Annotated in this window: 25 protein-coding genes; 5 read left to right on the top strand and 20 right to left on the bottom strand. The window is 62.7% G+C overall.

All coding sequences use genetic code 11. The annotated features are described in order from the left end of the window. Positions 1 to 25 precede the first annotated feature (25 nt). The 6 genes from ACE191_RS09430 to ACE191_RS09405 form a co-directional block, all read right to left on the bottom strand. On the bottom strand, positions 26 to 478 hold the full coding sequence (locus ACE191_RS09430) for an SRPBCC family protein (RefSeq protein WP_400191950.1): 453 nt from the start codon (positions 476 to 478) through the stop codon (positions 26 to 28). Between the two features lies 1 nt (position 479). After that, positions 480 to 1,340 (bottom strand): dienelactone hydrolase family protein, encoded by an 861-nt coding sequence (locus tag ACE191_RS09425; RefSeq protein ID WP_400191949.1) that lies wholly within the window; start codon positions 1,338 to 1,340, stop codon positions 480 to 482. A gap of 89 nt (positions 1,341 to 1,429) precedes the next feature. After that, entirely contained in the window at positions 1,430 to 2,095 is a 666-nt protein-coding gene (locus tag ACE191_RS09420) for a hypothetical protein (protein WP_400191948.1), read from the bottom strand. Positions 2,096 to 2,146: 51 nt separating this feature from the next. Beyond that, positions 2,147 to 2,518 (bottom strand): cupin domain-containing protein, encoded by a 372-nt coding sequence (locus ACE191_RS09415; protein WP_400191947.1) that lies wholly within the window; start codon positions 2,516 to 2,518, stop codon positions 2,147 to 2,149. A 20-nt stretch (positions 2,519 to 2,538) separates the two neighbouring features. Beyond that, positions 2,539 to 3,477, bottom strand: coding sequence for a GNAT family N-acetyltransferase (locus ACE191_RS09410; RefSeq protein WP_400191946.1), 939 nt, complete (start codon positions 3,475 to 3,477; stop codon positions 2,539 to 2,541). 7 nt (positions 3,478 to 3,484) lie between these two features. Continuing rightward, positions 3,485 to 3,742 (bottom strand): Kazal-type serine protease inhibitor domain-containing protein, encoded by a 258-nt coding sequence (locus tag ACE191_RS09405; RefSeq protein WP_400191945.1) that lies wholly within the window; start codon positions 3,740 to 3,742, stop codon positions 3,485 to 3,487. 232 nt (positions 3,743 to 3,974) lie between these two features. Here ACE191_RS09405 and ACE191_RS09400 point away from each other — a divergent pair, with 232 nt between their 5' ends. Further along, positions 3,975 to 4,409, top strand: a complete 435-nt coding sequence (locus ACE191_RS09400; protein WP_400191944.1) for a YtxH domain-containing protein — start codon at positions 3,975 to 3,977, stop codon at positions 4,407 to 4,409. 148 nt (positions 4,410 to 4,557) lie between these two features. Next, on the top strand, positions 4,558 to 5,163 hold the full coding sequence (locus ACE191_RS09395) for a YtxH domain-containing protein (protein ID WP_400191943.1): 606 nt from the start codon (positions 4,558 to 4,560) through the stop codon (positions 5,161 to 5,163). Between the two features lie 369 nt (positions 5,164 to 5,532). Here ACE191_RS09395 and lysS read toward each other — a convergent pair whose 3' ends face one another. From lysS to ACE191_RS09365, 6 genes are all read right to left on the bottom strand, one after another. Further along, entirely contained in the window at positions 5,533 to 7,095 is a 1,563-nt protein-coding gene (lysS, locus tag ACE191_RS09390; protein ID WP_400191942.1) for a lysine--tRNA ligase, read from the bottom strand. Between the two features lie 297 nt (positions 7,096 to 7,392). Further along, on the bottom strand, positions 7,393 to 8,442 hold the full coding sequence (locus ACE191_RS09385) for a hypothetical protein (RefSeq protein WP_400191941.1): 1,050 nt from the start codon (positions 8,440 to 8,442) through the stop codon (positions 7,393 to 7,395). Positions 8,443 to 8,695: 253 nt separating this feature from the next. Further along, positions 8,696 to 10,828, bottom strand: a complete 2,133-nt coding sequence (locus ACE191_RS09380) for a carboxy terminal-processing peptidase (RefSeq protein ID WP_400191940.1) — start codon at positions 10,826 to 10,828, stop codon at positions 8,696 to 8,698. Positions 10,829 to 11,031: 203 nt separating this feature from the next. After that, positions 11,032 to 11,820, bottom strand: a complete 789-nt coding sequence (locus ACE191_RS09375) for a hypothetical protein (RefSeq protein WP_400191939.1) — start codon at positions 11,818 to 11,820, stop codon at positions 11,032 to 11,034. Positions 11,821 to 11,995: 175 nt separating this feature from the next. Next, positions 11,996 to 12,373, bottom strand: coding sequence for a hypothetical protein (locus ACE191_RS09370; RefSeq protein WP_400191938.1), 378 nt, complete (start codon positions 12,371 to 12,373; stop codon positions 11,996 to 11,998). A gap of 133 nt (positions 12,374 to 12,506) precedes the next feature. Beyond that, complete coding sequence (locus ACE191_RS09365) at positions 12,507 to 13,700, bottom strand: proline dehydrogenase family protein (RefSeq protein WP_400191937.1); 1,194 nt, start codon at positions 13,698 to 13,700, stop codon at positions 12,507 to 12,509. Between the two features lie 156 nt (positions 13,701 to 13,856). Between ACE191_RS09365 and ACE191_RS09360 the strand changes: the two genes are divergently transcribed. Then, on the top strand, positions 13,857 to 14,939 hold the full coding sequence (locus tag ACE191_RS09360; RefSeq protein ID WP_400191936.1) for a bifunctional 3-deoxy-7-phosphoheptulonate synthase/chorismate mutase type II: 1,083 nt from the start codon (positions 13,857 to 13,859) through the stop codon (positions 14,937 to 14,939). A 198-nt stretch (positions 14,940 to 15,137) separates the two neighbouring features. On the opposite strand, the gene ACE191_RS09355 is transcribed toward ACE191_RS09360, so the two are convergent. The 3 genes from ACE191_RS09355 to ACE191_RS09345 all read right to left on the bottom strand — a co-directional run bounded on the left by ACE191_RS09355 (position 15,138) and on the right by ACE191_RS09345 (position 16,125). Next, complete coding sequence (locus ACE191_RS09355) at positions 15,138 to 15,395, bottom strand: hypothetical protein (protein ID WP_400191935.1); 258 nt, start codon at positions 15,393 to 15,395, stop codon at positions 15,138 to 15,140. Between the two features lie 27 nt (positions 15,396 to 15,422). Further along, positions 15,423 to 15,545 carry a hypothetical protein gene (locus ACE191_RS09350; protein WP_400191934.1) on the bottom strand — a complete coding sequence of 41 codons (123 nt, stop codon included), beginning with the start codon at positions 15,543 to 15,545 and terminating at the stop codon, positions 15,423 to 15,425. Between the two features lie 79 nt (positions 15,546 to 15,624). Continuing rightward, on the bottom strand, positions 15,625 to 16,125 hold the full coding sequence (locus ACE191_RS09345) for a DUF1905 domain-containing protein (RefSeq protein ID WP_400191933.1): 501 nt from the start codon (positions 16,123 to 16,125) through the stop codon (positions 15,625 to 15,627). Positions 16,126 to 16,209: 84 nt separating this feature from the next. On the opposite strand from ACE191_RS09345, the gene aroB reads away from it, so the two are divergent. Both aroB and ACE191_RS09335 read left to right on the top strand, forming a co-directional pair. Beyond that, positions 16,210 to 17,253 (top strand): 3-dehydroquinate synthase, encoded by a 1,044-nt coding sequence (gene aroB / locus ACE191_RS09340; RefSeq protein ID WP_400191932.1) that lies wholly within the window; start codon positions 16,210 to 16,212, stop codon positions 17,251 to 17,253. Continuing rightward, positions 17,250 to 18,488 carry a 3-phosphoshikimate 1-carboxyvinyltransferase gene (locus ACE191_RS09335; RefSeq protein WP_400191931.1) on the top strand — a complete coding sequence of 413 codons (1,239 nt, stop codon included), beginning with the start codon at positions 17,250 to 17,252 and terminating at the stop codon, positions 18,486 to 18,488. Before aroB ends, ACE191_RS09335 begins: the two co-directional genes overlap by 4 nt. Before the next feature lie 137 nt (positions 18,489 to 18,625). Here ACE191_RS09335 and ACE191_RS09330 read toward each other — a convergent pair whose 3' ends face one another. From ACE191_RS09330 to ACE191_RS09310, 5 genes are all read right to left on the bottom strand, one after another. After that, entirely contained in the window at positions 18,626 to 19,450 is an 825-nt protein-coding gene (locus ACE191_RS09330) for an ABC transporter substrate-binding protein (RefSeq protein ID WP_400191930.1), read from the bottom strand. Between the two features lie 112 nt (positions 19,451 to 19,562). Next, a complete protein-coding gene (locus ACE191_RS09325; RefSeq protein WP_400191929.1) occupies positions 19,563 to 20,633 on the bottom strand; it encodes a M42 family metallopeptidase in 1,071 nt (356 codons plus the stop codon). 25 nt (positions 20,634 to 20,658) lie between these two features. Next, a complete protein-coding gene (locus ACE191_RS09320) occupies positions 20,659 to 21,159 on the bottom strand; it encodes a DinB family protein (RefSeq protein ID WP_400191928.1) in 501 nt (166 codons plus the stop codon). A gap of 26 nt (positions 21,160 to 21,185) precedes the next feature. Then, complete coding sequence (locus ACE191_RS09315) at positions 21,186 to 22,754, bottom strand: acyl-CoA carboxylase subunit beta (RefSeq protein ID WP_400191927.1); 1,569 nt, start codon at positions 22,752 to 22,754, stop codon at positions 21,186 to 21,188. Positions 22,755 to 22,905: 151 nt separating this feature from the next. After that, a complete protein-coding gene (locus tag ACE191_RS09310; protein ID WP_400191926.1) occupies positions 22,906 to 25,509 on the bottom strand; it encodes an ATP-dependent Clp protease ATP-binding subunit in 2,604 nt (867 codons plus the stop codon). Between the last annotated feature and the right edge of the window lie 45 nt (positions 25,510 to 25,554).

Genomic DNA, 25,554 nt, shown 5'->3' with positions numbered 1-25,554 from the left:
TTAGGTTAGGTGCAGAGCGAAGCGGTTATCTGCTTTCCGCCACCTGCTTGAGGAAATAATTCCGTTGCTGCAAAAAGCGGCGGAGGTAGCCGGCCAGAAACAGGCGGTCGAATAGCTGCCCCGGCCACCCTAGCGGTACGGTGTAGGCAAACACATCGGTCATCAGGGTAAAACCGCCTTTCGACTCAAAAAGGTGTTCGTGCTCCATGCTGCGGAAAGCACCTTTTCGCATGATGTCCCGGAAAAAATACGGGCGGCGCAACTCGGTTATCTGTACCGTCAGGCGCTGCCGAACGCCGAGGTGCCGGGCTTCCCAGGTGATAAGGTCCTCCAGCTCGCACAAGCCGGAAGTACGTCCGGCTACCACGAACTCACGGGTATGGGCCGTGGATTGCTGGTGAAGGCCTACATCCAGAGCCAGATCGAAGCACCGCTCAATTGGGGCCTCAATACGGGTAGTTAGCACCAGCCGCGCCATGCTAGCTCAGCTGCTCCTTAAACAGCCGCAGCGTCCGTTCCCAGGCCAGCTTGGCGGCCCCGGCGTTGTAGCGGGCGGGAGAGGAGTCGTTGTTGAAAGCGTGGTTGACGCCCTCGTACACGTACTGCTGGTACTGCACGCCGGCCTTTTTCAGGGCTTCTTCCCAGGCCGGCATACCGGCATTCACGCGCTCGTCGAGGGCGGCATAGTGCAGCATCAGGCGGGCCTTGATGCGCGCGGGGTCTTCGTCCTTGGGTGGCACGCCGTAGTAGGCCACGGCGGCGTTCAGCTTTGGGTCGGCCAGGGCTAGGCGGTTGGCCAGCGCGCCGCCCCAGCAGAAGCCCACGCAGCCGGTTTTGCCGTTGGCGTCGGGGCGGGTGCGCAGGTACTCCAGGGCGCGCAGGTAGTTGCTTAGGTTCTGCTGCGCGTCGAGCTTGCCGATGAGCGTGCGGCCCTCGTCCTCGTTGGCCGGCGTGCCGCCGAATACCGACAAGGCGTCCACGCCCAGCGCCAGGTAGCCGGCCTGGGCCACGCGCCGCGTTACGTCCTTGATGTGGGGCGTGAGGCCGCGGTTTTCGTGAATCACCACCACCGCGCCGCGCTTCTTCTTGCCCTTGGGCTGCACCAGCAAGCCTTTCATGGTCACGCCCGCCTCGCCGGCCCAGCTTACTTCCTGGCTCACCAGGTTCTGGTCGTCCTCGGCCACGGTAGCCGCCTGCGCGTAGCCGGGGTCAAGGATGCTCAGCGCCGACATGGCCAGGGCCAGGCCGCCGGTTAGCTTCACCAGCCGCTCCATGAATTCCTTGCGGCTGAGCGGCTGGTGGGTGTACTCGTCGAAAAGATTGATAATGCGCTGATCCATACTGGGAAGGTAAAGGGAATTAGGTTGAAGGTAGCTACCGCCTCGGCAAGCCCATCGAGTGACTGGTGAGTTGGTGAGAGGAGGGCTTTTCAGTAACCCCGCGTAAACTCCCGGCTCATGAACGAATTGGGATGGTCGCGCCGGTACAGCTCCAGGGTTTGCTGCAGGAAGCGCGTGAACAGTGGGTTAGTGCCGGCGTCCGGGGCATACATGCTGAACCGGCGCGGCCGTTGTCCGGGTGAAGCAAGTTGCAGGCTGAACGTTGTACCGTGCAGCACCATGGTTCTTTGTTCGTTTTGCCGCCGGATATGGCCCGGATCGGCAAAGTGCTCGTTACCGGCCCGGTACACCGAATCGAGCAAGGCCAGGTACGTCCGGCTCGTGGGGTGCGAGTTGCGCAGCACGATGCTATCTTGGGTATATACCGTGTGCCTTGCGCGTACAGCCTTGTACTGGTCCATTAGGTTGGCCAGTTGCTGGTTGTGTACTGCCCGGGCAGCAGTGTCTTTGGGCGTATTTCTTATCAGGGTCTGAGCTTCCGTCAACAGGCGTTCCTCAGTCGGGTCGAAGTGGCGTTTTACGCTGTCTTGCCGGGCATACCGGACCGTGGTGTGCCGGGTACCGCGGCTGACAACCACATGGTAGGCCACGTTGCGGTCCATGTTTCGGGCTTCAAGCCGTAGGGTGTGAGGCGGAGAACCGGCGGGCGGATCGGCAGGAGTAAACAGCCAGCCCAGCAAAATCAGATGCAGCATGGAGGTATAGCGAAGTAGCGCAAAGAATAGCTTGTCGTCCGCTCAGCGGCCTTATTCGTCTTCGCGGTTCACGGTAGCGGGGCTGAAGGCCGGCACGCAGATCGACCAGTACTCGCACTCCTCGTCGAAAGGGTTGGAGTAGCGGATGCGGGCCCCGGCCTTGATGAGCAGCGCCTGCCCGGCGCCCAGCTCTACTACCTCGCCGTCGATTTCGAAGCGTTTGCGCCCGCGCACCACGATGGTCATTTCGTCGAACTGCGGCGATTGGTGCGGCTCGCTCCAGTGGGGCGGCGCCACCATGTGGGCCAGGCTGTACTGGCCCGTGCCGGTGCTGGCGTGGCCCACGTGCTCTTCAATGAGCTTGCCATCGGTGGTAGGCACCACGAAGGGCGCGGGGTTCAGGACGTAGCGTTTCTCAGCCATGATGCGGGCGGTAAGTCAGGTTAGCGTTTGAGTTGCTCCAGTAGTTTAAACCAGCGGGAGTGGTATTTCCAGACATAGAAGTACGGCGTTTGTTTGGCCCCGAACTGCACCCGGATGCGCTCCACCGCCGGCAGCATGCTTCCCTCGAAGTCGAAGCAGCTTAGCCCCAACTGCTCGCTGGCGTAGCGAATGGCTTCCCAGATCAGCAGCAGGCCCGCGCCGCTCTCGCGCAGCGCCGGGTCGTCGCCGGAGAGGTGGTAATAGGCTGCTTGCTGATCCCAGATCAGGTACGCCGCCGAATGTATACGCCCCTGGTCATCGACGGCAAAGAAAAACTGCCGCGCCTGGTGCTCGGCCAGGGCCGCGTCGTGGCGCCGAAACTGTTCCCAGCTGTAGGGCACGGACAGGCCCTGCCGCTCGAAGCTCATGCGGTTGAGCTGGTAGAACTGCTCGGCCGACAGATCGTGCCGTACCGTCACCTGCTGCCGGGCCTTCTGCAGGTTGCGCCGGATGTTGCGGTTGAAGTCGGCCTGCACGCGCTCCAGGTGCTGCAGCCCCTCGATGCGGTAGGTGTAGTAGGTGGTTTGCTGGTAGCCCTGCCAGTACAGCGGCAGCCAGTTGGTAAGAGCCGGATGGAAGTTCTGCTTGAAGGCGGCCAGCTTGGGCAACTGGGCCAGCAGCTCGGGCAGCAGCGCGTGCTCTTTTTTCAGCACCCCCCGGTACTCGGGCACCAGATAGGGCCCCATCGTTTTCGCGAAGGGCGGCATGGTCACGTACCGGAAGGGGCCCTTCTGCTTCCAGAAATACGGCAGGCTGGCCACAATGCGGTCGGCCTCGCGCACCAGGGCTACGTCCCACTCGCCGCCTTCGCAGCAGGCGTCGAGGTACCAGGGCTGTACGTATACGGGCAGGTCGGGCTGGCTGGGGCACCATGTCCGGTAGCTGGCTTTATCCGGCATCGGGGGCTTAGCGAGGCGTAGCGGCGGCGCACTCGCCCTTGGTGGAGCTGGTTACGCCGGCGTTGGCGGCCACGCAGGCATTGCTGTAGGTTTTGCCGTCGCAGCCGCACACGGGGTCGTACTGCATGGTGCAGATGCCGTCGGGGTTGATCTTGCTGCGGTCGATGCAGTCGGCCGCCGTTGCGGTGTCGGCCGCCGGGCGGGTGCAGCTACCGGCCAGCAGCAAGCTCAGTAGCGCCGAGGCGCAGTAGGTGGAAAGAGACATGGGCGTAGAAAAGGGTGGAGGCCCGAAATTACGGGGAAAGCGACGGGCGGGGATAATTCTGCGCGCAGCAACCTGGGTTTGACGTTATATTTAATAAGGTCTATCTTTTGGCGCGGCTGCTCACAACCTCAACGGTAACCTGCCGTATAGTCCACTCAACCGGCCGGCTTCGGCAAGGCCGGGCCGCTTCTTCCGACGTTATTTCTTTCCTTCACCCACACTCTCCTTCACCATGTCTTATAACGAAGACAACAACTCGGGCAAGATCCTGCTGGCCGTGCTGGCCGGCGCCAGCGCGGGCATCGTAGCCGGCCTGCTCATGGCTCCCGACAAAGGCAGCGCCACCCGTGGCAACCTGAAAAACTACGCCGGCAAATACGGCGACCAGCTCGGCGACCAGCTTTCGAAGTTTGGCACCCAGCTCGACGGTACGTTCAAGAACCTGGTTGAGAAACTCGAGGACCTGGGCGTATCGGGCACCGGCAGCAGCCTGAACCTGAAAGGTGACTGGAATACGGCCAAGGGCAAGCTCAAGCAGCAGTACGCCCAACTTACCGACGAAGACCTCACGTACGCCGAAGGCCAAGGCGACGAGCTGGTGGGCCGCCTGCAGGAAAAGCTGGGCAAGGGCAAGCGCGAAATCGTGAAAATGCTCAACGATTTGTAGGCTTCGCCGCTCGATCGGATAAAAGCCCGCTGCCGCTACCGGCAGCGGGCTTTTTGTATAACCTTCCGTGGGCATTCGCGTTAGGAAGCTACCAGCCTGCGGGCTGAAGCATTGCGTTCCTTCCCAAACCTCAACACCCTCCTTTACTATGAAAGACAACAGCGGCAAAGTACTTCTGGCCCTGCTGGCCGGCGCCAGCGCGGGTATCGTCGCCGGCCTGCTCATGGCCCCCGATGCCGGTACCGCCACGCGCGAAAGCCTCGGCAAGTCGCTCGGTAAATTCGGCGACGACCTCAACAAGTTGCTGCAGGACGGCCTCTCCAAGTTCGATGCCATGAAAGGTGGCAAAGGCGGGGCTGATGCCGACGCCGACCGGGAAGGTGCCGAAAGCGCGCTCAGCGGCATGAGCGGCTCGGGCAGCAAAGGCGGCAGCAATGCCGGTGCCCGTTCGGGTGGTGCGTCCTCGGGCAGCAATGCTTCGGGCGGAACTGCCTCGGGTGGTGCTGGTAGCAGCACTGCAGCCGGTAGCGGCGCGGGTAGCTCTGGAGCCTCTGGCAGCAGCACCTCGGGTGGCACCGGTACTTCCGGCAGTGGCGCCACGGGCAGCTCGGGCAATGCCTCGTCGGGCGCTGGTTCGGGTTCGACGGCTGCGTCGGGCACCGGTAGTGCTTCTACCGCCAGCTCCTCGCGTGGCACCGGCGCCTCCTCGGGTAGCCAGGGCAGCACGGGCGGTGGCAGCGGCGTAGGCAGCTGATTCGAAAAAAAAATTGCGCGATGCGTAACCCTCGGGTAACGTGCCCCGTTAAAGCAATCATAAGACCGGTTTGAATTGAAGATCGGATAGACTGCTTAAAGTAAAATTGCCGATTAAGGGAGCTTCTGGCAGGATTGGTTAAACAACCAGCTGGTAAAATCACTTAGTCCATCGCACACTTCTTTAGGTAGTACCGATTGGAATGGTAAACTGGTTTTAGAAAGAAAGCCTCCCGCACACGTTTCTTCGTGCGAGAGGCTTTCGATTTTTAACCCGGCTTCTCATTTGATGCTGGGCTGGTTAGTAGAAACACCGCGGCCCGCTTCTCCATTGGAGAGGCGGGCCGCGGTGTTGGGTACGAGCAGCAGCCTACTTGGCTTCCTCCTCCGATTCGGCTTTGACTGTTTCCTGCTTTTCGGGCTTCATCTGCGGGAAGAAGAGCACGTCCTGAATGGAGTTGGAGTTGGTCATGATCATCGACAGGCGGTCGATGCCGATGCCCAAGCCGGCCGTGGGCGGCATGCCGTACTCCAGGGCGCGTAGGAAGTCCTCGTCGAGCACCATGGCCTCGGTGTCGCCGCGGCGGCCCAGCTCCAGCTGGTCCTCGAAGCGCTGGCGCTGGTCGATGGGGTCGTTCAGCTCGGAGAAGGCGTTGCAGATTTCCTTGCCGTTGCAGATGGCCTCGAAGCGTTCCACCAAACCCGGCTTCGAGCGGTGCTTCTTGGCCAAGGGCGACATTTCTACCGGGTAATCGGTGATAAACGTGGGCTGAATCAGCTTGGGCTCCACGTGCTCCCCGAAAATTTCGTCGATGATCTTGGCCTTGCCCATGCTCGGGTCGAGGGCCACTTTCAGGTCCTTGGCGGCGGCGCGTAGTTCCTTTTCGCTCTTGCCGTCGATGTTCAGGCCGGTGTAGTGCTCAATGGCCTCGGCCATGGTGAAGCGCTTCCAGGGGCGCTGGAAGTTGATCAGGTTGTCGCCCACCTTCACTTCGGTTTTGTCGTGCAGGGCCAGGGCCACGCGCTCCACCATTTCTTCCACCAGGTCCATCATCCAGTAGTAGTCTTTGTAGGCTACGTACAGCTCCATCTGGGTGAACTCCGGGTTGTGGAACCGCGACATGCCCTCGTTGCGGAAGTCCTTGCTGAACTCGTACACCCCATCGAAGCCGCCCACAATCAGGCGCTTCAGGTACAGCTCGTTGGCAATGCGCAGATACAGCGTCATGTCCAGCGTGTTGTGGTGGGTCTTGAACGGGCGCGCGGCGGCCCCGCCGTACAGGGGCTGCAGGATGGGCGTTTCCACCTCCAGGTAACCTTTGTCGTTGAGGTAGTTGCGCATGGCCTGCACCAGCTGGGTGCGCTTCACGAAGGCGTCGCGCACGTGCGGGTTCACCACCAGATCCACGTAGCGCTGGCGGTAGCGCATTTCGGGGTCGGTGAGGCCATCGTACACCACTTCCTCACCCGTGGCCTCGTCAATGCGCTTTTTTACCACCGGCAGCGGCCGCAGGCTCTTACTCAGCAGCGTAAAGCCGGTTACGTGCACCGAGGTTTCGCCCACCTGGGTTTTGAACACGTGGCCTTTTACGCCCACAAAGTCACCCAGGTCCACCAGCTTCTTGAACACGACGTTGTAGAGCGTCTTATCTTCTCCGGGGCAGATTTCGTCGCGGTTGATGTAGAGCTGAATGCGGCCTGAAGCATCCATCAGCTCGGCAAACGAAGCTTTGCCCATTACCCGCACCGACATGATGCGGCCCGCCAGGCTCACTTCCTGGAAGTTGTTGAGCTCGGGATGGTAGTTGTCCTGGATTTCCTGGGCGTAGAAGTTCACGTCGAACAGCTCCGACGGGTAGGGCTCGATGCCGAGCTTCTGCAGCTCGTCGAGCTTGTTGCGGCGGATGATTTCCTGTTCGCTAAGGTGGTGCATGGCGCAAGGCTTAATAACAAGGCCCACAGCGGGCCGCAAAAGTCAAGCTGCAAAGATAAATCACGGATTCGTGCGGATTTTTCGGATTACCCGGATTTTGTGCAGCACGGATTATTTGGAGTTGACGGATTACCTGGATTTTGTGGATGATTAGCCGGATAACGCCCTTCTGATTTCTGGAATCCCCTTCATTATGGGCTAGCTAATCGTAGAAATAAAAACGGCCCGCCTAACTGGCGGGCCGCTGCTATCTAATCAATCGTTCACAAAATCCGGGTAATTCGTCGAATCCATGTTTTAGGCAGCCATGCCCAGTTGCGGAGTTCCCGTCAGCACCGGTTCGATGCGCTGGCGCAGACGCTCGGCTACGAAGCTATTCTGCAAGTGCTGGGGCAGGTTGGCCACCAGTTCGCGGTAGCGCTCCAGGCCTAGGGCCTTGGCCACGTAGGTTTCGTGAATGCCGTTGAGGTAGCTCACGATGTCGAGCAGGGAGTGGTGGAAGAGGTTGAAGTCGATGTCCGCCTCCACGTAGCGCTCAATCTCGCGGCTGGTCTGCGAGATGCGCAGGCGGCCCAACAGGTCGAATATGGTGGTATAGCCCAGGCGCCAGGTAATCTGCTGCCAGTGCTGGGCCGTCCACTTGTCCAGCAGCTTGCCCGTCTTCTGGCTGCGCAGCGCGGTGCTCGGGTTAGCCTGCACCTGCTGCCGCACGGCTACGGCTTTGTACTTGCGCGTGGTGCGCAGAAACTGGCCGATCTGGGCCTGGGCATCGATAGCCTTACCGGCAATCTGCAGCCCGGCCTTGTAGCCCGCCAGCGGCAACCGGTGGATGCTGAAGTCGCCGTAGGAACCGGCGGCATAAAACGACACCGGGCGCGGGTAGGCATTGCGCACAACCAGCCGACCCACTTCGCGCCGAATCATTGCCGGATTGTTGGTGCACACGCCGGCCGTGTACAGGAAGGCCTGCAGCCCGGCCGTCACGGCATGGTAGGCCTGGGGAAACGTCCAGTGCAGCGCGTGCCGCAGGTAGTCCTCGTTGCCCAACTCGGCGGTAGCACGCAGGGCGTACTCGGTGCTCCAGCAGTTAAGCAGCATCTTCTCCACTGCGGCCTGGTCGGCTTCGGTCAGCTCGGCCTGGTGGGCGCGGAAGTAGGGCAGGTGCTGCAGGCCCCCGGCGGCATCATCGGCTTCGCGGATGTGGTAGCTGAGGGCGAAAAAATAGTTGAGAAAAACCTGCGCCGGAATCGACTTCCGCCACGCCTCATCGTGCTCGAGCTGAGTCGGCTCAGCGCCGGCCGGCAGGTGCAGGATGTTATCGTTCAGTTGCTCGCTTGTCGTCATCATATCAGCACAACGCCGCCAGGTGCTTGAAAGTGCCGCAATGCTAAAAATATTGGTGTGAATTACTTGAAAATTTAGCGGTGATAATCAGTGAGTTGTATTATGATTGCGGAATATGGTTAGTAATGAAAATCAACGCCTATTATGATCTTGTGAGGGTTGCTTAATTGAAGCGTCTTTTTGGTGCAGTAACCTCAAAAAAAGCAGCCCTGACACCGCAAGGTATCAGAGCTGCCAGCAAAGGGAGTTAAGCGGTTTAGCGCTTCGTCACCGAAGAAGTAAGCTCGTCATTGACCACCGCCACGGCCTCGCGCAGGTTGATGTCCTTCACCAGGTTCTTGGTCAGGCGGCGCACCCGGTTCTGCTTCACGGTATCCGACTGCACGGCGCGCAGGTCGATGGCCAGCGGGGCAATGTTCAGCGGGGCAGCGGCTTTCTGCGACTCTTCATAGCGCTTCGATTCGGCCTTGGCAATTTCCTGCTCGGCGCGGAACGAAGCCAGCTTCAGCGAAACCACGGTGTCGTCCTTGCGCTTGCGCATGCGGGCCACGATGTCCTGCACCGACTTGAAGCTGGGGCTGGCGGCTACCCGGGCGGCGCTGTTAGCGCGCAGGCGGTCGATGGGGGGCGGCTGGTTCCAGGCACGGTAGCGCGCCGGGCTGATTTCGTCCCACTTCAGCGGGTAGTCGGTGTCTTTCTCGCCCTGGTCGAGGTAGCTGTCGGCGCCGGGCAGGGTAATGTCGGGCGTCACGCCCTTGAACTGGGTCGAGCCGCCGTTGATGCGGTAGAACTTCTGGGTGGTGAGCTTCAGCGAGCCGAACGGCTTAATGGCGTTGAACTCGGCCGGCAGCGCGTCGTCGAGGTTGAAGATGCGCTGCACCGTGCCCTTGCCGTAGGTGCTGGTCGAGCCCATCACCACGCCGCGCTTGTAGTCCTGGATGGCGGCAGCCAGAATTTCGGAGGCCGAGGCGCTGTACTTATTCACCAGCACCACCAGCGGGCCGCTGTACTGCACGCGCGGGTCGCGGTCGTTGAGCACCTGGGCCGAGCCCTGGGGCGAGCGAACCTGCACGATGGGGCCGCTGTCGATGAAGAGGCCGGCCATTTCCACCGCGTCGGTGAGCGAGCCGCCGCCGTTGTTGCGCAGGTCCAGAATGACGCCCTGCACGTTTTCCTGCTTGAGCTTTTCCAGCTCCTTCTTCACATCGTCGCCCGAGCTGCGGCCGCCGTTGTCGTTGAAGTCGGCGTAGAAAGCCGGCAGGTGAATGTAGCCGAACTTCTTGCCGCCGTGGTCGATGGTAGCCGACTGAGCAAACTTCTCTTCCAGCACCACCACGTCACGCACGATGGGAATGATCTGCATGCTGCCGTCGGCTTTCTTCACCGTCAGGCGCACCTCCGTGCCTTTGGGGCCGCGGATGTAGGTAATGGCTTTATCGAGGCGCATGCCTTCAATGGAAATGGGCTCGGCCGCTCCCTGCGCCACGCGCTGGATAACGTCGCCCACCTTCAGCTGGCCCTGGCGGTACGAAGCCGAGCCGGGTACGATGTCGGCCACGCGGATCTGGCCGTCGCGCTGCTGCAGCGTAGCGCCGATACCCTCGAAGCGGCCGGTCATCTCGATGTCGAAGGTTTCCTTGTCGCGGGGCGCGAAGTACTCGGTGTGCGGGTCGTAGGTGTTGGCAATGGTATTGGCCCAGAGCGCCAGCCGGTCGTTGTCGTCGTTCTGCAGCAGGTCGTTGAACTGCTCGTCGAAGTTCTTGAGCACCCGCTTGCGGGCTTCGGCTTCCATTTCAGCAGCCGACAAAGCGGGGGTAGCGGCCTTCTTCGGGTCGCGCTTGGCCTGCTCGTCCTGGATTTCGGCCAGGCGAATCAGGGTCTGGTACTTCACGTACTTGCGCCACTCCTCGCGCTGCGCGGCGGCATCGGCCGGGAACTGGGTTTTGTCGGGGTCGGTCTGAAACGACTCTTCCACCGTGAAGTCCATGGGCTTGCTGAGCAGGTCGCGGTACAGGGCCTGCACGTCCTTGGTGCGCTGCTTGGTGAGCTGGGTGGCCAGGTCCAGAAACTCGTGGGAGCCCCGGCGCACCTGATCGTCGATTTCCGTCTGGTACTTGCGCAGCTGAGCTACGTCGGATTGCAGCAAAAACTTCTTGGCGTAGTCAATGCGCTTGAGGTAGAGGTCGAACACCCGGCGCGAGAAGTTGTCGTCGACCTGCTCGGGTTGGTAGTGCGCGGCGCTCAGGCCCTGCAGCATGGCCTTGATGAGAACTTCTTCTTTCTGCGGGGCGCGGGCGTCGTTGCTCCGGTAAAGCTTATAAGAAGCTAGCACGAACACGGCCGCGACAACGGCAGCATACAGTCCTAGGCGAAGGCGGGGAAAGGACATAGAGAAAGGCAAAAAAGTGTCTAAGCAAACATACGCAAAAGCCGCCCGCACGGGTAAGCTTCGGGCCGGCAAGATGCGCCGCTTATTTGCCAAACGAAGCTTTACCGCCAATAAGTGCCATCGGGGCCCGGCGCACTGGCATAGAAACAAAAAAAGCCTCCCCGGTTGCGGGGAGGCTTTTCGAAGCCGAAGAAAAGAATCGGCTAGTAGTAGATACGGTCGCCGTTGTTGCGGCGGAACTCGTCCTGGAAGTGACGGGCGTCCTCATCGTTGCGCGGGCGCACGCCCATCACAATGCCGCCGTTCTTGATGTCGTGCTCGTACTCAGCCGCGCGCTCTTCGGGAATGCCCGAGCCTACCAGGGCGCCTACCAAGCCACCCGTCAGGCCACCGGCCCCGGCACCGGCCAGGGCGGCCGCCAGCGGACCAGCTACAATCAGGCCCAGACCGGGCAGGGCTACCGAAGTACCGATAGCGGCAATGGCGCCGATTACGGCACCGGCCGTGCCACCGATGGCCGAGCCAACGCCGGCACCTTCCATGGCCTTGTTGCCCAGGTCCGAATCAGGCGTGTGGTCACCGAAGTGGGTTTTGCGGGTGTCATCCGACATCAGCAGGTTCACGTCGTCCTTGGTGTAGCCGCGCGAGGAAAGAGACTCGTAAGCGCGCTCAGCCGAAGCCCGGTCGCGGAAAGTAGAGGTCAGGTAGCCACCCGAAGTCGAGCCGCTGCCCGAGGTAGAACCCATATTGCTGTTGCCCATGGACGAACCGGAGTTCGACATGCTGGAAGAACCCGTGTTGGTACCCGAGCCTACCGTGCCGCCCGACGACATGTTGCTGCTCGAGTTCAGGCCCGAGCTGCCCATGGAGCCGCTACCCGAATGCTGGGTGCTGCCGTAGCTGGCGCCGCCGCCGGTGCCCTGGGTGTTGGGGTTCATGCTGGAGCCGGTGCCGGGCGTGTTGCCCTGGTTGGAGGTGTTGTCGGTATTCATTGGGTGAGGTTGTGGTATGTGAAAGGGAAGGAAAACACAGACGGAAGCGTAGTCAGCAGCACCAGGGCTGTTGTCGCTCCGTTGGCTCCCTTAACGGCAGTGTTCCGGTCGGGGTTACAACCAACCGGGCCTGAGTACAACTTTCACCGGCCACAACCTCGGCCAGTCGGCGCACTTACAACTCGTTAGAAAAGCGGGTAAAGTTTTCGTCGTCGCGCCAGAAGCTGCGGCAGTCGTTGCGCAGGTTGGTCAGGAAGTCGGGTTGCTGCTTCAGCTCCCGCCACGGCCCCAGGCCCAGCCGCTCACAAAGCTTAAAAAACGAGTCGCCCTGGCCCTTGGAGCCTTCCACCTTTACCAGGCAGCTGAGGATGGGGCGGCCTTCGCTGTGCTCGGTGTCTGAAATTTCGGCCAGGATTTCGTTGAGGCGCGACTTTTCGTGCGACACGTCGAGGTTGAGGCCCAGCTCGGCTTCCTGCACCAAGGTAAGGTAGCTGACGGTGCCGCTCTGGTGGCGGGAAAGGTTGATCAGATAGCGGCGAATTCGCGCGTTCATCGGGGAGAGTAAGCGAGGAGAAGAAGCGGTAATGGGCTCGGAAAATACAAAAAAAGGCCCGCCGCGCCGGAAATCTATCCAACGCGGCGGGAAAATGCGCTAAAACGGGGCCGAAGACGTCATTGATTGATGCCTACTTGCGGCGGCGGCGCTCCATTTCGCGCTTGATGAGCAGGAATTCGCGGCTGCTCTGGCCCGCAATGGCGGTGTTTTCGTCGGCGCGGCGCAGCAGGTAGGGCATCACGGCTTCCACCGGGCCGTAGGGCACGTACTTGGCCGTGTTGTAGCCGGCGTGGGCCAGGTTGTAGCTCAGGTTGTCGCTCATGCCGTAGAGCTGGGCAAACCAGATTCGCTCGTCGCCGGGCGCCACGCCCTGGTCGGCCAGCAGCTCGGTGAGCAGGCGCGACGAGGCTTCGTTGTGGGTGCCGGCGCAGATGGCCAGCCGGTCGAGGTGCGTGACGGCGAAGCGCAGGGCGTCGTCGTAGAGCTGGTCGGTGGCTTGCTTGCTGGGGTTGATGGGGTTCTGGTAGCCGCGCTGAGCGGCCGTGCGGGCTTCCTTTTCCATGTAGGCCCCGCGCACCAGCTTGGCACCCACGTAGAATCCCTCCTGCACGCCCAGCTCGTAGTCGGCCTGGAAGGCGACGAGCCGGTCGTGGCGGTAGAGCTGGTAGGTGTTCCACACGATGGGGCGCTGGCGGTTGTAGCGGCGCATCATTTCCCGGGCCAGCTCGTCGATGGTATCCTGAAACCAGCTTTCCTCGGCATCGACGAACACGCGCACGTTGCGCTCGAAGGCCCGGCGGCAGATGTCGCCCACGCGCTGCCTGGCGCGGTCGTAGCGGGTTTGCTCGGCGCCGGTCAGGGGCTGGCCGGCCTGCACTTTTTCCAGCAGGGCGCTGTCGGCCACGCCCGTTACCTTAAACACCGAGAAGGGAATGTGCGGGTGGCCGGCGGCCAGGTCGATGGTGCGCAGCAGCTCGGCCAGAGTATGGTCGAAGCTTTGCTCGCTGCCTTCGCCCTCCACCGAGTAGTCGAGGATAGTGCCGATGCGGTAGCGGCCCAGCTCGGCAATGACGGGCTGACACTCCTCAATGGTTTCGCCGCCGCAGAACTGCTGGAAGATGGTGTACTTGACGGCCGTCTTGGCGCCCGGAATGCCCCAGTTCAGGGCCCGCTTCATAAGCCCCCCGCCGAAGCTCACCAGCGGCTGGTTGTTCATGGCCGCAAACAGGGCGTACATGCGCCGCAGCTCGGCGTCAGATTTGGCGGCAAAGGCAATGGCGGTGTTGTCGAACGAAACACTGGGGCGGGTTTGGGGAACGGGCATGCGGGGCGGTAAGTTTGGGGCCGTAAAGATAGCCCCCAAACATCGTTCGAGGGCTGCTGGTTACCCCGGCGCTACCTGACGCGGGACCCTTGCTCTTCATTCTTACGCGGCCGCGGCGGTTGAAGTCAGCCGACCTCCCCAACTGGGCCCTCTTCCATGGAAATCGACACTTTTTTCACCCGCCTGCTGGCCCGCAAAGGCCAGCCCCTGCTCATTGCCGGCCCCTGCTCGGCCGAAACCGAAGCGCAGGTACTGGCCACGGCCCGGGGGCTGCGGGGCCTGGGCGTTGATTTGTTTCGGGCCGGCATCTGGAAGCCGCGCACCCGGCCGGGCTCGTTCGAGGGCGTCGGCACCGAGGGGCTGCGCTGGCTGCAGCGGGTGCAGCGGGAGTGCGGCCTGCCGGTAGCCGTGGAGGTGGCCACGCCGCGCCACGTCGAAGACTGCCTGGCCCACGGCGTGGACGCGGTCTGGATTGGGGCGCGCACCACCGTCAACCCCTTCGCGGTGCAGGAGCTGGCCGAGGCCCTGGGCGGCACCGGCGTGCCCGTGCTGGTGAAAAATCCCGTCAACCCCGACCTGGCTCTGTGGGCTGGGGCCCTGGAGCGGCTCGACCGCGCCGGGGTGCGCGATTTGGCGGCCATTCACCGCGGCTTCAGCACCGGGGCGCCCTCGCGCTACCGCAACGCGCCCACCTGGGGCATTCCCATCGAGCTGAAGACGCGCTTTCCTCAGCTGCCGCTGATCTGCGACCCCAGCCACATCACCGGCCGGCGCGATTTGCTGCTGCCCGTGGCCCAAAAAGCCCTCGACCTCGATTACGACGGGCTGATGCTGGAAACCCACCCCAACCCCGACCAGGCCTGGAGCGACGCCGAGCAGCAAGTCACGCCGCAGCGCCTGGCCGAAATGCTGCAGGAGCTCAAGCACCGCTACCGCTCCACCGACAACGCCGACTACCTCAACAAGGCCGAGGAGCTGCGCCAAAAGATGGACGTGGCCGACCAGGACATTATCGAGGCGCTGGCCCGGCGCATGGCGCTGGTGGAAGAGCTGGCCGAATACAAAAAGCAGAACAACGTGAAGATTCTGCAGCTGGACCGCTGGAACGAAATCTTCCACAGCCGCCCTGAGTGGGCTGCCCGCCTGCGCGTCAACGAGAAGTTCGTGGCCGAACTCTACAAGCTGATTCACGTGGAAAGCATCCGCAAGCAAACCGAAATTATGCAGCGGCCGGAATAGCCAGGGTAGTAGTTGTACAGAATCGCGGAAAAAATCGGCGGTTCTGTACAGCCTGGGTAGCGAACTGGGAAAAAAATCTACGATTGGCTACAGCTTGTGTGGCCAATCGCGGAAAAAATCGGCGGTTCGCTCCAAGCTCTGGGGCGAACCGCTGAGCGCAGGGCATACGGTAAGCAAGCCTGGGCTGACTGGCCGGGCTCAGCGCGAGTACACGTGCTGCTGCCCGTCGGCGGCTTCGTCGCGCAAAATCAGCTCGGAGTTGCTCAGGATGGCCGACTGGCCCAGGCCGCGACCGTACTGCACCAGGGTAGCGGGCTGCCCGTCGAGGCGGGAAAGGCCGCGGCGCAGCTCGTAGGTGTCGGTGCTCACCAGGCGGCCGTTGCGGTAGTGACGCACCTGCCCGTCGGGACCGAATTCCAGCTGCTGCTGGTCGCCGGTGCCGGCCGGCGTGAGCACCTGACCCGTGAACCCGCCGCTGCTTTGCTACCAGGTCCAGCTGTCCTGCAGCAGCCGCGCGGTGCTGGGCGCGGGCACGTCGGCTTCGGTACGGCAGGCGGTAAACAGGGCGGCGGACAACGCCAGAAAAAGAATCGAACGCCCAAACATGGCAGCGGCATTAGGTGAAAACACCAGCAGGAGCCCCGCAGGCGCTGGGAGGTTGCAGCTTGGCTGAAAAGGCCAACCGCTACGCGCCGGGCGGCCGTTGGCGGCCCGCTGCCAGCTGCTCGGCGGCCGTGCGCAGGCGCGCTACCCGTGCTGCATCGTCGGCGCCGGCGCGCACCCAGCCCAGCCAGGCGCGCTGCGGGGCCTCCGCCAAGAGCTGGTAGGCCGCCAGCGCCCCGGGCACGTCGGCCAGGCAGTCGTGCAGGTCGGCCTCCGAAACTTCCTCCACCGGCTGGTCGGCAAACAGCAGCAGGTGCACTTCGTCGCCGGCCTGCTTGCCGAGCTGCCGGCGCAGGGCGGCATTCAGGGGTAGAAACTTGCGGCCCTGGCCCAGCGGCATCAGGGTAGCGGGCGGCAGCGGCAGGGCGTCGATGCGGCCGCTGACTTTGAGCAGACCGAAGGGCGTGGCGGGCAAGGGCGGCAGGGGCGGCAGCGGGGCGTAGGTCCAGCCGCCCTTGCCCGCAAACCGTTCCAGCGTCACCCGGCCGTCAAACAATTTGCTGGACGCGGGGTCAGGTATCATGGCGGGCCAAGATACGCACCGGCCGGGGCCGGCCCGGCGGCCGCGCCGCCAGCAACATTCCGCCAAACCGCGACCTTTGCCGCAATGACTGACTCTGCTTTGTACATCGGCCCCGAGGCGCTGCCGGCCCTGGCCGCGCTGCTGGCCCGGCCCGGCACCAGCCGCGTGGCCGTGCTGGCCGACACCAACACCGCCCGGCTGTGCTACCCCGCCCTCAAGCCCCACTTGCCCGAGGAGCACCTGCTCATCGAAATATCGGCCGGGGAAGAGCACAAGACCCTGGCCAGCTGCGAGCGGGTGTGGGCCGAGCTGACCGAGAACCGCTTCGACCGCCACAGCGTGCTGGTGTGCCTGGGCGGCGGGGTGGTCACCGACCTGGGCGGCTTCTGTGCGGCCCTCTACAAGCGGGGGCTGCGCTGCGTGCCGGTGCCCACCACGCTGCTGGCCCAGGTCGACGCCGCTATCGGGGGCAAAACCGGGGTCGACTTCCAGGGGCTGAAAAACCACCTGGGCGTGTTTCAGCTGCCCGAGGCCGTGTGCATCGAGCCGGCTTTCCTGGCTACCCTCGACCCGCGTGAGCTGCGCGCCGGCTACGCCGAAGTGGTGAAGCACTGGCTTATTGCCGACGCCGATGCTTTCGAGCAGGGCCGCCAGCAAGGGCTGTTCGTGGAGGATTGGGCGCCGCTGGTGCGCGCGTCGGTGGCCACCAAGCAGGGCATCGTGGCGCAGGATCCGCTGGAGCGGGGGCCGCGCAAGCTGCTCAACTTCGGCCATACCGTGGGCCACGCCCTGGAAAGCTACCTGCTGGGCCAGGCTGGCCGGGCGGTGCTGCACGGCGAGGCCGTGGCGGCGGGCCTGGTGTGCGAGGCCTGGCTGTCGGTGCAGAAAGGACTGCTGACGGAGCGCGAGCTGGACCAGATAGAAACGTTCCTGTTCTCGGTCTACGAGAAGGTACAGTTCGTGACCCTCGAAACCGAAGCCATTGCCGAGCTGGCCCGGCAGGACAAGAAAAACCAGGGCGACACCATCAACTGCACCCTGCTCAACGGCATCGGCTGCGGCGTGTACGACCAGTCCGTATCGGTGGCCGAGCTGGCCGAATCCCTGCGTTACTACCACCGCCTGTGAGCTACCCCGAATCCTTCACCCTGCACTGGGACGGCCGCCCGTTGCGCGGCACGGCCCTGCTGCCGGCCTCGAAAAGCGAAAGCAACCGCGCCCTGATTCTGCAGGCCCTGGCCGGGGGCGGCGAGCTAACCAACCTGTCGGAAGCCAACGACACCCAGCTGATGCGCCGCCTGCTGACCCAGCCCGAGGCGGCGGAGTTCGACGCCGAGGATGCGGGCACCGTGATGCGCTTTCTCACCGCCTACTTATCAGCCACCGGCCGGCAGGCCACGCTCACCGGCTCGGCCCGCATGCGCGAGCGGCCCATCGGAGTGCTGGTAGACGCCCTGCGGCAGCTCGGAGCGCGCATTGAGTACGCCGACCGGCTGGGGTACCCGCCCCTGCAACTGCGCGGCTGGCAGCCGGCGGAACCGGCCCCGCTGAAGGTGCGCGGCGACATCAGCAGCCAGTTCATCTCGGCCCTGATGATGATCGGGCCCCGGGTGCCCGGCGGCCTGGGGCTGCAGCTCACCGGGGCCGTTGGCTCGCGGCCCTACATCGAAATGACGGCCGCGCTCATGCGCCATTTCGGGGCCGAGGTGGAGGTGGGCGAGCAAAGCGTGCGGGTGGGCACCCGGCCCTACGCGCCGGCCCACTACGCCGTGGAAGCCGACTGGTCGGCGGCCAGCTACTGGTACAGTTTGGTGGCGCTGGCGCCCACCGGCTCGCAGGTGCGGCTGCCGGGCCTGCGCCGCCAGTCCCTGCAGGGCGACCAGGTGATTCGCACGCTGATGGAGCCGCTGGGCGTGGCCACCGCCTTCGACGACGAGGGTGTGGTGCTGACTCAGCGGCCGGCGCAGGAGCGGGTCCGCCGGGTGGCCCTGAACTTCACCGACTGCCCCGACCTGGCCCAGACCGTGGCCGTGGTAGCCGCTGCTACCGGCGTGCAGGTAGACATGACCGGGCTGGAAAGCCTGCGCATCAAGGAAACCGACCGCATTGCGGCTTTGCAAACCGAGCTGGCCCGCTTCGGGGCCGCGCTCGAAGACCAGGGCACGGGCGTGTTCCGCGTGACGAGCCGGGAGTTTCGGGTGCGGGGGCAACGCGTGGCCACCTACCACGACCACCGCATGGCCATGGCCTTCGCGCCGCTGGCCCTGCGCGGCCTGCTCACCGTCGAGCAGCCCGCGGTGGTGCGCAAATCTTATCCTTCGTTCTGGGAAGAGCTGCGCCAGGCCGGTTTCCGGCTCGACTGAAGCTGGCCCCAGTCCCCCATTAGCTTTCCGGCTTTTTATTCCGCGCAAGGCTAGCGGCCCTTTGCTTTCAGCGGCAGCGCTAAAACAAATGCTAGTGGTCATTAGCCTTTACTTCTTGCGTTGCCGCTGAAGGCTAATCAACCGGTTATGCCCAGCCGGTAGCGCAGCTCCTGGAAGTAGGCCGCGGAGTGACGCAGGCGGCTGCCGTACCAGCTGAACAGCTCGCCGTCGACGATTTCGATGCGGGCCTGCGGGCAGATAACCTGGAACTCGGCCACGTGCTTGGCGGCGAAGGGGTAGGGCTCCGACGAGAGCAGAATCACCTGCGGTGCGGCCCTGGCCAGCTCGTCGGCGCCGATTTCGGGGTAGCGGCCGCGGTCGGCAAACACGTTGCGGAAGCCAGCTCGGGGGAGCAGATCGTCGATGAACGTACCGGCGGCGGCCACCATGTAGGGCTGCCGCCAGATAAAATACGCGGCTGAAACCGGCTCTGCTACCGGCGGCAGCTCGGCGAAGCTCCGCGCAACCTCAGCCGCCAGCGCCTCGGCCTGGGCCGAGCGGCCCGTAAGCAAGCCTACTTGCCGCATCATGCGCAGCGAGTCGTCCAGGGTGAAGATGTCGCTCATCCACACCGGGTACTGCGCGGCCAGTTGCTCGATGCCCGCTTGGTAGTTCTCTTCCTTGTTGCCGATGATCAGGTCGGGCTTCAGCTCGGCAATGCGCTCGAAGTGGAAGTTCTTGGTGCCGCCGATAACGGTAGCCTGTGAGCGGGCTTCTTTCGGGTGAATGCAGAATTTGGTGAGGCCCACCACCCGACTGCCCAGGCCCAGGTCGAACAGCAGCTCAGTTTGGGAAGGCACCAGCGACACAATGCGCTGCGGCGGCAACGGCACCGCCACGCGCCGGTTCATCTGGTCGGTTACGTTCAGCGGGGTTGGGATGAAAGGCGGAGTTGAAGGCATGGCGAATAAAAAATATCATCCTGAGCAACGCCAAGGACCTTACCACTGCTGAACGACTTGTTCGGGCGTGATAAGGTCCTTGGCTGTACTCAGGATGACAAGGAGAAAGCGCCTATTTGAAGTAGCGGAAGTCGTGCTGGTCTTCAATGCGCAGCAGCGACTCGTAAATCAGGTCGATGACGTGCTGCACGTCGGCCTCGTGCACGGTTTCCACGGTGGTGTGCATGTACTTCAGCGGCAGCGAAATCAGGGCCGAGGCCACGCCGGCGTTGGAGTAGGCGAAGGCGTCGGTATCGGTGCCGGTGGCGCGGGTAGCGGCGGCGCGCTGGAAGGGAATTTCAGCTTCCTGGGCAGCGCGAATGATCAGGTCGCGCAGGTTGTTCTGCACGGCCGGGCCGTAGGTTATCACGGGGCCCTTGCCGCAGTGAATGTCGCCCGAGGTTTTCTTCTCGTACATGGGCGACTGGGTGTCGTGGGTCACGTCGGTGATGATGGCCACGTCGGGCTGAATCTTGTGGGCAATCATCTCGGCCCCGCGCAGGCCGATTTCCTCCTGCACCGCATTCACGATGTAGAGGCCGAAGGGCAGGGTTTTGCCGGCTTCCTTGAGCTTGCGGGCCACCTCGGCAATCATGAAGCCGCCCACGCGGTTGTCGAGGGCGCGGCCCACCAGGAACTTCTCGTTGAGCTGCATCAGCTCGTCTTCGAAGGTCACCACCGAGCCCACGTGAATGCCCATTTCCTCCACCTCTTTGGCCGACGACGCGCCGCAGTCGAGAAAGATGGTTTCGATGGTAGGGGCCTTGTCCTGCTCCACCTTGCGCACGTGAATGGCCGGCCAGCCGAACACGGCCCGCACCGGACCCTTGGCGGTGTGAATGATGACGCGCTTGGAAGGGGCAATCAGGGCGTCGGAGCCGCCGTTGCGGCGTAGGTAGAGGTAGCCTTCCTTCGTGATGTAGTTCACGAACCAGCTGATTTCGTCAGCGTGCGCCTCGATGACGACCTTGTACTTCGCCTCGGGGTTTACCACGCCCACCACCGTGCCGTAGGTGTCCACGAAGTACTCGTCGATGTAGGGCTTGAGGTAGTCCAGCCACACTTTCTGGCCCTCCTTCTCGAAGCCGGTAGGAGAGTGGGTATTGAGGTATTTCTCGAGGAAGTCGAAGCTTTCTTTGCGCATGAAATAAGGAGGCTAAAATGGAGAGTTAGGCCGGGGCAGATACGCCCAGGTCAGCCCATTCTTCGCGGGCCGGGCCGTATACGCCCGGCACCCGCAGGCCGGCCTGGCGCATCAGTACCGTGAGCTGGCCGCGATGGTGCGCCTGGTGCCGGATTAGTACGGATAACACCGTGCCTTTGGCCCAGTTGTCGCCGTACATGGGCACCAGGTCCCGCAGCTGCTCGTCGGTCCAACGCGCGGTAACGGCTGCGGGTAGCCGTTGGGCCAGGCACTGGTACGTGTCATGAATTTCCTGGGCGCTAACGGGCACGGCCTGGCCGTGCAGCTCGTCGGCGGGCACAATACCGGCCGTATGCGGCATTTCCGTCAGGCTTTGCGTAATGTGCCAGGCCACCAGGCCTAGGCTGCGGCCGCCGGGCGCCACCAGCTGGGCCAGCGAGGCATCGGTAAGAGCAGCCAGCACGCGGACAGTGGCGGCGGTTTCAAACTGCCAGTCGGCTGCGAAATCGGCAATAGAAGCGTACATGATTCGGGGAAAGAAGATGGACCGATTTAGAGCGGAATGTTGCCGTGCTTTTTGCGGGGCAGCTGGTCCACCTTGTTTTCGAGCATCTTGAAGGCCCGGATCAGCTTCTGGCGCGTCTGCGAGGGCAGAATCACCTCGTCCACGAAGCCGCGGTGGGCGGCGCGGTAGGGCGTGGCAAACTTGCGCTGGTACTCGTCTACCTTTTCCTGCAGCTTGGCTTCGGGGTCGTCGGCGGCGGCTATCTCGCGCTTGAAGATGATTTCGGCCGCCCCCTTGGCGCCCATCACCGCAATTTCGGCCGTGGGCCAGGCGTAGTTCATGTCGGCGCCAATGTGCTTCGAGTTCATCACGTCGTAGGCCCCGCCGTAGGCTTTGCGGGTAATGACGGTGATGCGCGGCACGGTGGCTTCGCAGAAGGCGTAGAGCAGCTTGGCACCGTTGGTGATGATGCCGCGCCACTCCTGGTCGGTGCCGGGCAAAAAGCCGGGCACGTCCTCGAGCACCAGCAGCGGAATGTTGAACGAGTCGCAGAAGCGCACGAAGCGGGCCGCCTTGGTCGAGGCGTTGATGTCGAGCACGCCCGCCAGAATGGCCGGCTGGTTGCCCACGATGCCGATGCTGCGCCCACCCAGCCGGGCAAAGCCCACCACGATGTTCTCGGCGAAGTTCTGGTGCACCTCCATAAAGGAATCGGCGTCGATGATGCCGTGGATGACCTCGCGGATGTCGTAGGGCTGGTTGGGGTTTTCGGGGATGATCTGGTCGAGCTCGGGGCGCAGCTCGTCGCCCTGGGGCTCGTAGGGGTAGCTGGGGGCCGTGTCTTCGCAGTTCTGCGGCAGGTAGCTCAGCAGCTGCTTGAGTTGCTGAATGATGGCCACCTCGTTGGGCGCCGTGAAGTGGGTTACGCCGCTCTTGGTCGAGTGGGTGCTGGCGCCGCCCAGCTCCTCGCTGGTCACGGTTTCGTGGGTCACCGTTTTCACCACGTTGGGGCCGGTCACGAACATGTAGCTCGTGTTTTCCACCATCAGGATGAAGTCGGTAATGGCCGGCGAATACACCGCGCCGCCCGCGCAGGGGCCCATAATGGCCGACAGCTGCGGGACCACGCCCGAGGCCAGGGTGTTCTTGTAGAAGATGTCGGCGTAGCCGCCCAAACTCACCACGCCTTCCTGAATGCGGGCGCCACCCGAGTCGTTCAGGCCGATAACCGGGGCGCCGTTTTTCATGGCCAGGTCCATGATCTTGACGATTTTCTCGGCGTGCGTCTCAGAAAGCGAGCCGCCCAGAACCGTGAAGTCCTGCGAGAAAACGTAGGTGAGGCGGCCGTTAATGGTGCCGTAGCCCGTTACGACGCCGTCGCCGAGGTAGTACTCCTTATCGAGGCCGAAGTCCTTGGAGCGGTGCATCACGAACTTGCCGATTTCCTCAAAGGAGCCTGGGTCCATGAGCAGGTCGAGCCGTTCGCGGGCCGTGAGCTTGCCCTTTTTGTGTTGGGCGTCGATGCGGTCCTGGCCACCGCCCAGCAGGGCCTCGGCGTTCTTCTTTTCCAGGATTTCGAGGGCACTCAGCGTCGGGTCGGCGTGCGGATCGGACATATCAGGCAGGAGAGGGGAAAAGTCAGGGAAATGGGAGCCAAAGGTAACCCGCGGCCACAAAAAAGCCGAGTTGCGGAGGAAATCAGTTTACAACAAAAACGGCCGGCTGCTTGCGCAACCGGCCGTTCTGCTTTCAATCAATCGGCAAAGCTTACTCGCCCTTGCCTTCCTTGCCTTCGGGCGTTTCCGGCGTTTCGGCCGGCCGCTCGTCGCTGGCCAGGGTAGAGGCTTCGTCGCTCTTGCGCGAGGTGAAGGTGAGTTCCTCCTTGCCTTCCTCGTGCGTGGCTTCAATCACGTCGCCCTGCGAGAGTTGGGCTTTCAGGATTTCCTCGGCAATGGGGTCCTCGATGAACTTCTGAATGGAGCGGTTCAGCGGACGGGCACCGTATTTCGGGTCGTAGCCTTTCTCAGCTACGAAGGTCTTGGCCGACTCGGTCAGCTCGATGCGGTAGCCCAGGGCCTGAATGCGGCTGCGGAGCTTGGCCAGCGAGATGTCGATGATCTTGAAGATGTCCTCCTTCTGCAGGCCGTTGAACACGATTACGTCGTCCAGACGGTTCAGGAACTCCGGCGAGAAAGTCTTGCGCAGGGCGTTCGTGATGGTGCTCTTCGTCAGGTCATCGATGCTGTCCTGGCGCGCCTTCGTGCCGAAGCCGATGCCCACGCCAAAGTCGGCCAGATCACGCGCCCCGATGTTCGAGGTCATGATGATGATGGTGTTGCGGAAGTCCACCTTGCGGCCGAGGCCGTCGGTCAGGATGCCGTCGTCGAGCACCTGCAGCAGTAGGTTGTACACGTCCGGGTGCGCCTTTTCAATCTCGTCGAGCAGGATTACCGAGTACGGCTTGCGGCGGATTTTCTCCGTCAGCTGGCCGCCTTCTTCGTAGCCCACGTAGCCGGGAGGCGCGCCCACCAGGCGCGATACGCTGAACTTCTCCATGTACTCCGACATGTCGATGCGCACCAGCGAATCTTCCTTGTCGAAGAGGTAGGTAGCGAGAACCTTCGCCAGCTCCGTTTTACCCACGCCGGTCGGGCCCAGGAACACGAACGAGCCGATGGGCTTCTTGGGGTCTTTCAACCCTACGCGGGTGCGCTGGATGGCCTTCACGAGCTGGGCAATGGCCTTGTCTTGGCCGATTACCTTGCCCTTCAGCTCCTCACCCATGTTGAGCAGCTTGGCGCTTTCGTTCTGGGCCACGCGGCTCACCGGAATGCCGGTCATCATGGCAATAACTTCCGCCACGTTTTCCTCCTTCACGGTGTAGCGCTTCTTCTTGGTTTCCTCTTCCCAGTTCTTTTTGGCCTGGTCGAGCTGTTCGAGGAGCTTTTTCTCCTTGTCGCGGAGCTGCGCGGCTTCCTCGTACTTCTGCGACTTCACCACGCGGTTTTTCTCCTCCTTGATGTTCTCGATGCTGGCTTCCAGCTTCACGATGTCATCAGGCACCACGATGTTGTTGATGTGCACGCGCGCGCCGGCCTCGTCGAGGATGTCGATGGCCTTGTCGGGCAGGAAACGGTCCGACATGTAGCGGTCCGAGAGCTTCACGCAGGCCTCAATGGCCTTGTCGGTGTACACCACGTGGTGGTGGTCCTGGTACTTGTCCTTAATGTTGTGCAGAATCTCGATGGTTTCCTCGGGCGTGGTGGGGTCCACCATCACCATCTGGAAACGACGGGCCAGGGCGCCGTCTTTCTCGATGTACTGCCGGTACTCATCGAGCGTGGTCGCGCCGATGCATTGAATTTCGCCGCGGGCCAAAGCCGGCTTGAACATGTTGGAGGCGTCGAGCGAGCCGCTGGCCCCGCCGGCGCCCACAATGGTGTGCAGCTCGTCGATGAACAGAATCACGTCGGGCGACTTTTCCAGCTCGTTCATCACGGCCTTCATGCGCTCCTCAAACTGGCCGCGGTACTTGGTGCCCGCCACCAGCGAGGCAAGGTCGAGCGTGACCACGCGCTTGCCGAAGAGCACGCGCGAGACCTTCTTCTGCACGATGCGCAGGGCGAGGCCTTCGGCAATGGCCGTTTTACCCACGCCGGGCTCACCGATGAGAATGGGGTTGTTCTTTTTACGGCGCGACAGGATCTGGGCCACGCGCTCAATTTCCTTTTCGCGGCCCACGATAGGGTCCAGCTTGTCGTCTTCGGCCAGCTTGGTCAGGTCGCGGCCGAAATTGTCGAGCACGGGCGTGCGCGATTTTTCACCGGGTTTCTTGGTGGTGCCGGCCGACGATTTGGACGAGCCGAACAGCTTGTCGTTGTCGTCGTCGTCGGTGTCGGAGGGGCCCGAAGTGGGGTTTTGGCTGGTGCTACCGGTTCCGTGGTAATCCAGCGAATCGCGTACGGCTTCGTAGTTCACGTTGAACTTGCTCAGGATTTGGGAAGAAATGTTGTCTTCATCGCGCAGAATCGAGAGCAGCAGGTGTTCGGTGCCGATGATTTCGCTCTTGAAGATTTTCGCTTCGAGATACGTAATCTTCAGCACCTTTTCCGTCTGCTTCGTGAGCGGGATGCTGCCCGTTATACTGATTCCCTGGGTAGCAGTGTTGCGGGTGGCCTGCTCGAGGGCGTATTTCAGCTCCTCCACCGACACGCCCAGCTTCTTGAGCAGGGCAATGGCCGTGCCCTCGCCCTCGCGAATCATCCCCAGCAACAGGTGCTCGGTACCGATATAGTCGTGGCCAAGGCGGATTGCCTCTTCCCGGCTGAGGGAAATGACTTCCTTGACGCGGTTTGAGAATTTCGCTTCCATGCAGATAAGGTGAGAAAGAATCCGGTCAGGCGCAAGCGCGCCCGG

Origin of the sequence: Hymenobacter sp. B81 (genome assembly GCF_044628455.1) — a bacterium.
Classification (GTDB): Bacteria; Bacteroidota; Bacteroidia; order Cytophagales; family Hymenobacteraceae; genus Solirubrum.
This window is presented reverse-complemented; position numbering and strand designations above follow the sequence as displayed.

Excerpts from the sequence above, each read along its gene's own strand:
- ACE191_RS09430 (WP_400191950.1), bottom strand. The coding sequence starts at position 478 with ATGGCGCGGCTGGTGCTAACTACCCGTATTGAGGCCCCAATTGAGCGG.
- ACE191_RS09425 (WP_400191949.1), bottom strand. The coding sequence starts at position 1,340 with ATGGATCAGCGCATTATCAATCTTTTCGACGAGTACACCCACCAGCCG.
- ACE191_RS09420 (WP_400191948.1), bottom strand. The coding sequence starts at position 2,095 with ATGCTGCATCTGATTTTGCTGGGCTGGCTGTTTACTCCTGCCGATCCG.
- ACE191_RS09415 (WP_400191947.1), bottom strand. The coding sequence starts at position 2,518 with ATGGCTGAGAAACGCTACGTCCTGAACCCCGCGCCCTTCGTGGTGCCT.
- ACE191_RS09410 (WP_400191946.1), bottom strand. The coding sequence starts at position 3,477 with ATGCCGGATAAAGCCAGCTACCGGACATGGTGCCCCAGCCAGCCCGAC.
- ACE191_RS09405 (WP_400191945.1), bottom strand. The coding sequence starts at position 3,742 with ATGTCTCTTTCCACCTACTGCGCCTCGGCGCTACTGAGCTTGCTGCTG.
- ACE191_RS09400 (WP_400191944.1), top strand. The coding sequence starts at position 3,975 with ATGTCTTATAACGAAGACAACAACTCGGGCAAGATCCTGCTGGCCGTG.
- ACE191_RS09395 (WP_400191943.1), top strand. The coding sequence starts at position 4,558 with ATGAAAGACAACAGCGGCAAAGTACTTCTGGCCCTGCTGGCCGGCGCC.
- lysS (WP_400191942.1), bottom strand. The coding sequence starts at position 7,095 with ATGCACCACCTTAGCGAACAGGAAATCATCCGCCGCAACAAGCTCGAC.
- ACE191_RS09385 (WP_400191941.1), bottom strand. The coding sequence starts at position 8,442 with ATGATGACGACAAGCGAGCAACTGAACGATAACATCCTGCACCTGCCG.
- ACE191_RS09380 (WP_400191940.1), bottom strand. The coding sequence starts at position 10,828 with ATGTCCTTTCCCCGCCTTCGCCTAGGACTGTATGCTGCCGTTGTCGCG.
- ACE191_RS09375 (WP_400191939.1), bottom strand. The coding sequence starts at position 11,820 with ATGAATACCGACAACACCTCCAACCAGGGCAACACGCCCGGCACCGGC.
- ACE191_RS09370 (WP_400191938.1), bottom strand. The coding sequence starts at position 12,373 with ATGAACGCGCGAATTCGCCGCTATCTGATCAACCTTTCCCGCCACCAG.
- ACE191_RS09365 (WP_400191937.1), bottom strand. The coding sequence starts at position 13,700 with ATGCCCGTTCCCCAAACCCGCCCCAGTGTTTCGTTCGACAACACCGCC.
- ACE191_RS09360 (WP_400191936.1), top strand. The coding sequence starts at position 13,857 with ATGGAAATCGACACTTTTTTCACCCGCCTGCTGGCCCGCAAAGGCCAG.
- ACE191_RS09350 (WP_400191934.1), bottom strand. The coding sequence starts at position 15,545 with ATGTTTGGGCGTTCGATTCTTTTTCTGGCGTTGTCCGCCGCCCTGTTT.
- ACE191_RS09345 (WP_400191933.1), bottom strand. The coding sequence starts at position 16,125 with ATGATACCTGACCCCGCGTCCAGCAAATTGTTTGACGGCCGGGTGACG.
- aroB (WP_400191932.1), top strand. The coding sequence starts at position 16,210 with ATGACTGACTCTGCTTTGTACATCGGCCCCGAGGCGCTGCCGGCCCTG.
- ACE191_RS09330 (WP_400191930.1), bottom strand. The coding sequence starts at position 19,450 with ATGCCTTCAACTCCGCCTTTCATCCCAACCCCGCTGAACGTAACCGAC.
- ACE191_RS09325 (WP_400191929.1), bottom strand. The coding sequence starts at position 20,633 with ATGCGCAAAGAAAGCTTCGACTTCCTCGAGAAATACCTCAATACCCAC.
- ACE191_RS09320 (WP_400191928.1), bottom strand. The coding sequence starts at position 21,159 with ATGTACGCTTCTATTGCCGATTTCGCAGCCGACTGGCAGTTTGAAACC.
- ACE191_RS09315 (WP_400191927.1), bottom strand. The coding sequence starts at position 22,754 with ATGTCCGATCCGCACGCCGACCCGACGCTGAGTGCCCTCGAAATCCTG.
- ACE191_RS09310 (WP_400191926.1), bottom strand. The coding sequence starts at position 25,509 with ATGGAAGCGAAATTCTCAAACCGCGTCAAGGAAGTCATTTCCCTCAGC.